We start from the raw sequence: 7325 nt of genomic DNA, 5'->3' as shown, positions 1-7325 counted from the left end.
TTCCACAACCGCACAGTGCCGTCATCACCGCCACTGAGAATGGTCTGCCCATCGGCGCTGATGGCGACAGACCTGACACAACCTTCATGACCACGGAAAGGAATGGAGACTCTTGCTTTATTCGTCACTTGATTCAAACTGTTCTGAACTGGTGCGAGAATCTGCTGGGGTAATTTCTCTTGATTCTCACCCATAGCTTGAATTGCCAAAACTAGACTTTCTAGGGGTTGGACTGTCAATAAATTCTCTACCCTCGTAGCTTTCTGTCGCAATTGTGATTCAGTGAGTGCCCTTTCCAGTTTGGCAATGCGGTCTTTTTCATCGGCATCGCTGCGCTGGTAAAAATCCTCATCTTCTTGGGGTGATTGTAAATGGGGCTGCAATTGTTGCCAGCTATCTCTGACTTCCGCCAGCAGTCCCCCTTGCATTAAATATTTGTCATCCTGCCTTTTGTTCACCCATTCTCGCCGCGTATCTTCTAACTGATCGCTCAACCGCCGCAAGTCTCGGTCTTGTTGTCGCCACTGGGCAAACTGCTGCCAACCTTCTATTAAGGCTTCATGGGCTAAATCAATCCAGGCTTCTCCTTTCTCATCTTTCCCTGTAACCAACAAGCGTCCTTTAACTAATCCCGCTTCCCCATCTAGTAACTCACTAAGTTCTTGCTGTTGATTGGCGTCATCACCTGCAATATTTAATATTGTCGCTTTTGCTTGGCGCTGTCTGGTGTCTTTTTCCCCTTCTCCCGTTCGCACTAAGCGCAGAAAAATCCGCCCAATCCATTCTTTCTCCTGCTGAGTGCGTTTTTGGGTTGGCAATTCCTCCTCAAAATCTTGGTAAAGATAAACTTTTTCTGCATGGAGATTCAACGCCCCTGTTAATTCTCCCAACTTTTCATATTCTTCTAGGGTGAGTTGATGTTTTTCTTGGTCGCGTTTTTCCCAGAGTTTGGTTAAAGCAAACTCCAACAGAGGCAAAAACCCTGGTTCTTGTTTCACATCTTCTAAAATCTTCAGTAGTAGCCCTTCTTCAACACTATGACCTTGAAGTTTGGCTGGTTCGGCGATCGTGTCCTTTAAATCAACTCCGGTTAAAGGTGGCATATAAACTGCCTGGGTTTGAATTAACTGAGTCAGGGAGGGATATTGCAAACAGGGTTCGAGAAAATCCGCTCGCATGGTAATCACAACTGCTAACCGCGAATCGGTAATCTCTACTACCTGAGTCAGTAAGTCAATAAATCTCTGCTTTTCTTGCTGACTAGCACCGCCAGTAAATACTTCCTCAAACTGATCCACTACCAATAAAAGTTTTACTGAACTAGGGAGATTTTCGAGAATTGCAGATAAATTATTCTGCTCATTGTCAATTAAATCCTTCAGTTGCTTCTCTTTTCTAGCCCCAGTAAAAAATTGTTGAAAAGCTCCACGCAACTTAATTAAAGGTTCAAATCCGGGTTTAATTGGTTCTAAGACTTGCCACTCACTATCATCTAATTGTGGAATCAAACCCGCCCGCACTACTGAAGATTTGCCACTCCCCGACGCGCCAATGATCGGGACAAATTTAGCCAAGTCGAGTTTCTGTTGAATATCGTTAACTACTTTTTGACGACCAAAAAAGAATTTTGCGTGTTGCTTGTCAAAAGCTTCTAAGCCCCGATAGGGACATTCGTCAAGTACTTGTGTAATAACTACTAAATTCTTGGGTGGATACCAAACCAAAGGAATTGACCTACCACCGCCCATGTAAATTGGTTCTTGTCCACTCTGTTTGAGTTCCCGTGAAATGAAGCTGATCAAGTCATTGACATTTATTTCCCCGGTAGCTTGATCAGCTTTATCCTGAGCAAGTCCTTTGAGAATAGCTTTGGTGAAAATTCCACCTTCGTCATCTTCACGCGCTCTTTCAAAGGCACGAGAGGCTGTAATTAAGCTGTAGTCTTGTTTGCTGTTGAAAACAGAGAAACCAGACTTGATAAAACTCTTCTCTAGAAAAGACCCCGCATAGCAGCAATCCAGCAATACTACTAAGCTGCTGAGTTGAGATTTAGCAATTAAAGTGTTGAGGTCATCAAAGGCGATCGCATTCTGTCCATCTACTTTATTACAATCCGATGTTGCCAAATACCCTTTCGCTTCACCTGTCAGACTGGGTGCTTCAAAGCCATGTCCGGCAAAATAAATTAATGCCTCACTACCTTTGGCCTTCTCTAGCAGAAATGTTCTCAGTGTTTGACCGAGTTCTTTACCAATTAACTTTTTATCCGGTGTGACTTGCCAGCGATTTTCACTCTCGATTAGCTTACCCGGTAACGGCTGAACATCAAACCGACCACGTTCACGCAGTAGCTGTGCTATTTTTTCTGCATCGTTGACAGCTTTTGGTAGGTTTGTGAAATTGTCATACTTAGCAATGCCAATCACCAGGGCATATCGAGGCATAGCGTCTAACCAGGTATCTGTTTTGATGTGCGACTTATTCTTGGAACCCCTCTCCAAACCTCTCCCCGAAAGGTCGAGAGGCTTTGATTTTGCTCCCCTTCCCTTGTAGGGAAGGGGTTGGGGGTTAGGTTTCAGAGAAAGTCGTACATGGCGCGTAATATTACAAGAGTAACAACTCAAACATTAACTGAGGCTACTAATGTCACAAGTGCAACGCCTGATTGTCAAAGAAGATGATCAAGAGTACGAAATCTATGTGGAATCAAACACAGCCGCAGACGTTCCAGAAGAAGAGGAACCGGGATACCGTGATGGTTTACCTACGGTTAATATCAGAGAATTTCAAAACAAAATTCGTGATTATGCCAAGTTAGCGGTTGGTGCATTCAAGAATTTACCTGACGCTGAGGAGATAACAGTTAAATTTGGCATCAAGCTGGGTGGTAAAACCGGCATTCCCTTTTTAACTGAGGGTTCAGCTGAGAGTAACTTTGAAATTGAAGTTAAGTATAACTTGGCGCAGAAAAAACCATAACTCTACGCCCTCAACTCACCATGATTCACGTTTGGATCTCGGACGTTGCTGTTCAAAGCACGAAGTTCCGAGTTCAAAGGGTAAGCGATCGCCTTTGGATCTCGGATGTTGCTGTTCAAAGCACGAAGTTTCGTGTTCTCATCTTGAAATTTCGTGTTCAGAGGTTGAAACTTCGAGTTCAGAACTCGGAATGCCGAGCAATTTACTCCAACATCCGAGTTCAGAACTCGGAACGCCGAGCAATTTACTCCAACATCCGAGTTCAGAACCTTAACATTGCACCTTGTAGCATTTCAGTTTAAGAATGATACAAATACTTTGGTAAGGGCATGGCATTGCCATGCCCCTACAAGAAATCTATATGTATCAGGATTTTCGTGAATTGGTATTAAAAGTCCAATTGCCGAGTTATTTTCTACAACGTTGCTGCTTGAGGCTTGACTTTCCGAGATTTACGGGCGAACCTTTGCCCCATTTCTTCAACTACTGTCTCTAAACCAGCGCCTTGTCCACTAGCTTTGGCATAGGTATACACCTGCAACGCGGCTGCATAGGCTTCACTACCCACCGCCAAAAATGTATCATCCACCAATTCTTGGAATTGTGTCAGTGACAGCAATACTGGATACAACGCCTCAAACAATTGTACATCTTTCCGCATTTCATCCAGGTCAAACGATCGCGGTAAAAACTCTGGGTTCTGTGTCGCCACCTCCAATGCTTTGCTGACAAAAGCGCGGCTTTTATCTCCCATCTTGGGTAAAGCTTTGCGTTCCTCGTTAGTTAAATCAATCAAAAATGGTAGCTTTTCTTTAATTGTAGCGATCGCTTGCAACACAGCATCTCTCTCTGATTGTGCTAGTGTTGCACTAATTGGGGCTGTGGACATAGAAATTAGTCTCCAGTAAGTTTCTTAACTTTAGAGTGCCCACATATACAATTTAAATTTCCATGACACCAATAAAGATTACCAAGGTGGGGGCACGGCATTGCCGTGCCCCTACAATGAATCAGAAAGGTATATCGAATAGGAATTCGCAATCATCAGGATTATGCTGTGGATTTTCTAGATCATCTGCCCACCTCTGAGGATTGTCTAGGATATATTGTCGGATGTCATCCAAAGATTTTTGATCTCTACTGATATGTTCGTAAAAATTGCGTTGCCAGATTGATTGCCCTTTGGTGTGCCAAATAACATTAATGCTTTTGCTGACAGCACTTTTATAGCTGCCAATTACGGTTGGGATAGAACCGCGCACAGGTTTGCCAAATTGTTCTCTTGTAGGGGCATGGCATTGCCATGCCCTTACAGACGTGTCAGTAATTACCAATATCCCATGTACATGATTAGGCATTATCACAAAAGTATCTAATTCAATATGCGGAAAATGATCGGGAATTGCCTCCCAGCAGTTGAAGGCAATATGACCTAAATAATTTAATTGCATTTTGCCCTTGACCACATTGCCAAATAAACATTGTCGCCCCTGCGTACAAAGCGTAATAAAATAGGCTCCTGGTAGGGTATAGTCATGTCCTTTTAGGCGAATAGAACGACGGTGATGTATTCGCGGGTCGTAAGGCATTAATTTTTAAGTACGGTTATTTGTAAATTGTGTTTATATTAACCTGAAGATTTCTATCTAACGTCCGGGCATGGCAATGCCGTGCCTACATCGTTGTGCCCCTTGAGAAAAATCGCACATCGCGCTAGTCTTCATTGACGTAACTGCACACTGTAACATTAGGCGATGATAAATCATTTCTATCTAACGCAGGGGCATGGCATTGCCATGCCCCTACATCGTTGTGCCCCTTGAGAAAAATCGCACATCGCGTTAGTCTTCATGGACGTAACCGCACGCTGTAAAATCAGGCGATGACAAATCAACTTTCTCCGAAAATTCCCTCTTGCACTTGGAGCCGTCCCATCGGTTTAGGCTGGGAAAAACCTTATACCGTCCGCTACGCAAGTAATATCGATGATGGCCCTTGGCATGGTATGCCTTTAGGTGGCTTTGGTGCAGGCTGCATCGGCCGTTCTTCACGGGGAGATTTTAACCTGTGGCACATTGATGGCGGTGAGCATACCTTCAAAAACGTTCCCGCTTGTCAATTCAGTGTGTTTGAGTGCAATGGTACATCTTCCCAAGCCTACGCTTTATCTACCCAAGTACCCGATGATGGTACTCTCAAAGCTTGGCAGTGGTATCCAGCCAACAAGAAAGCAGAGGGGCAGAGGGGCAGAGGAGCAGAGGGGCAAGAATCTAATACAGGCAATTATCACGCGCTATATCCACGTAGTTGGTTTGTGTATGAAAATGTATTTCAAGCACAGTTGACTTGTGAGCAGTTTTCCCCAATTTGGGCAGGTAATTATCAGGAAACTAGCTACCCTGTGGCAATATTCCTCTGGAATGCCCACAACCCAACAGATGCACCAATTACTCTCAGCATTATGCTCACTTGGGAAAATATGGTGGGTTGGTTTACAAACGCTCTCAAATCTCCTCAAGTACAGGTGCGCGATGATGGTAGTCCGGTTTATGAATACCAACCACGCTGGGGCGAAAGTCAAGGAAACTATAACCAAATAGTTGAAAATACACAACACTTTGGCTGTGTTTTAGGTCGGGTTGGTAGTGATGAACCATTACAAGAAGGTGATGGAACCTGGAGTATTGCGACGCTGAAGCATCCCCAAGTAGAAGTATTTCACCACAGTCGATGGAATCCTGAAGGAACGGGTGAGGAAGTATGGCAAAGTTTTGCTGAAGACGGCTCTTTGCCCAATTATCTTGATACCACTCCAGCAGCAAATAATACACAGCTAGGAGCTGCGATCACACTCCGTTTTACTCTCCAACCAGGCGAAACTGTCGAAATCCCCTTTGTCCTCGCTTGGGATTTACCCATCACAGAATTTGCGGCTGGAGTTAACTATTACCGCAGATATACGGACTTTTTTGATAAAAGTGGAAATAATGCTTGGGCGATCGCATCTACTGCCCTACAAGAATACCAAAACTGGCGATCGCAAATTCAAAGTTGGCAAAAACCCATTCTCGACCGCGAAGATTTACCCAACTGGTTTAAAATGGCTCTATTTAATGAGCTTTATGACCTCACCAGTGGTGGTACTCTCTGGAGTGCAGCATCGGAACTTGACCCCATTGGTCAGTTTGCGGTGCTAGAGTGCTTAGATTACCGTTGGTATGAAAGTCTAGATGTGCGGTTGTATGGCTCTTTTGCCTTATTGATGCTGTTTCCAGAATTAGAAAAGTCGGTGATTAGGGCATTTGCACGGGCGATTCCTCAAGGTGATGATACTCCGCGAATCATTGGCTATTATATGACAATTAAAGCCGAAAGCCCGATCGCAGTTCGCAAAGTTGCAGGTGCAACACCCCACGATTTAGGCGCACCCAATGAACACGTTTGGCAGAAAACCAACTATACCAGCTATCAAGACTGCAACTTGTGGAAAGATTTGGGTAGTGATTTTGTCTTGCAAGTATACCGTGATTTTCTGCTCACTGGTGCTGATGATGTAGAATTCTTAGCAGATTGCTGGCCTGCGATTGTTCAAACCCTCGACTACCTAAAAACTTTTGACATTGATGGCGATGGGATTCCCGAAAATTCTGGTGCGCCTGACCAAACCTTTGATGATTGGAGATTACAGGGTGTCAGCGCCTATTGTGGTGGGTTGTGGTTGGCGGCGCTGGAGGCTGCGATCGCAATCAGCGATATTTTATTAACTCACAAACTTGGCGACTTTGGCGCCTTGGCGGTTCAAAAATCCATCTATGAAACTTGGTTAAAACAATCTCGCCCTATCTACGACGAAAAACTCTGGAATGGAAAATATTACCAACTCGATAGTGAAAGTGGTTCTGATGTGGTAATGGCAGATCAATTGTGCGGACAGTTTTATGCTCGTCTGCTGGACTTACCTGATATTGTACCGAGCGATCGCGCCCTTTCTGCCCTGAAAACTGTTTATGATGCTTGCTTTTTGAAGTTCTGCAATGGTGAATTTGGTGCTGCTAATGGTGTTCGTCCTGACGGTTCACCAGAAAATCCCCAAGCTACTCATCCTTTAGAAGTTTGGACAGGGATAAACTTTGGGCTAGCGGCTTTTCTCGTGCAAACAGGAATGAAGGATGAAGCGTTGAAGTTGACACAAGCTGTGGTGCGGCAAATTTATGACAATGGTCTGCAATTTCGCACACCTGAAGCGATCACCGCAGCAGGTACTTTCCGCGCTAGCACTTACTTACGGCCAATGGCGATTTGGGGAATTTACTTAGTTATTAATTAGACATCTCTAAAAAAGAATG

Annotated in this window: 6 protein-coding genes; 3 read left to right on the top strand and 3 right to left on the bottom strand. The window is 44.3% G+C overall.

From position 1 onward, the window contains the following. On the bottom strand, positions 1-2444 hold a 2444-nt coding region (locus tag V7K76_RS18385; protein WP_335029920.1), incomplete at its 3' end, for an nSTAND1 domain-containing NTPase. Positions 2445-2643: 199 nt separating this feature from the next. Here V7K76_RS18385 and V7K76_RS18380 point away from each other — a divergent pair. Continuing rightward, positions 2644-2979: a CU044_2847 family protein gene (locus V7K76_RS18380; protein ID WP_334778324.1), complete on the top strand. Its 336-nt coding sequence runs from the start codon at positions 2644-2646 to the stop codon at positions 2977-2979. 20 nt (positions 2980-2999) lie between these two features. Then, entirely contained in the window at positions 3000-3281 is a 282-nt protein-coding gene (locus tag V7K76_RS18375; RefSeq protein WP_335029919.1) for a hypothetical protein, read from the top strand. A 113-nt stretch (positions 3282-3394) separates the two neighbouring features. Here V7K76_RS18375 and V7K76_RS18370 read toward each other — a convergent pair whose 3' ends face one another. Together V7K76_RS18370 and V7K76_RS18365 are read right to left on the bottom strand one after the other, a co-directional pair. Continuing rightward, on the bottom strand, positions 3395-3868 hold the full coding sequence (locus V7K76_RS18370) for a hypothetical protein (RefSeq protein ID WP_334953414.1): 474 nt from the start codon (positions 3866-3868) through the stop codon (positions 3395-3397). Positions 3869-3989: 121 nt separating this feature from the next. Then, positions 3990-4568 carry a transposase gene (locus V7K76_RS18365; protein WP_334953416.1) on the bottom strand — a complete coding sequence of 193 codons (579 nt, stop codon included), beginning with the start codon at positions 4566-4568 and terminating at the stop codon, positions 3990-3992. Between the two features lie 293 nt (positions 4569-4861). On the opposite strand from V7K76_RS18365, the gene V7K76_RS18360 reads away from it, so the two are divergent. Then, positions 4862-7306: a GH116 family glycosyl hydrolase gene (locus V7K76_RS18360; protein WP_334953418.1), complete on the top strand. Its 2445-nt coding sequence runs from the start codon at positions 4862-4864 to the stop codon at positions 7304-7306. Positions 7307-7325 lie beyond the last annotated feature (19 nt).

The sequence above is a fragment of the Nostoc sp. genome (assembly GCF_036917975.1).
Classification (GTDB): domain Bacteria; phylum Cyanobacteriota; class Cyanobacteriia; order Cyanobacteriales; family Nostocaceae; genus Nostoc.
Note: the sequence above shows the minus strand (reverse complement) of the source record. Positions and strands in the feature narration are given on the sequence as shown.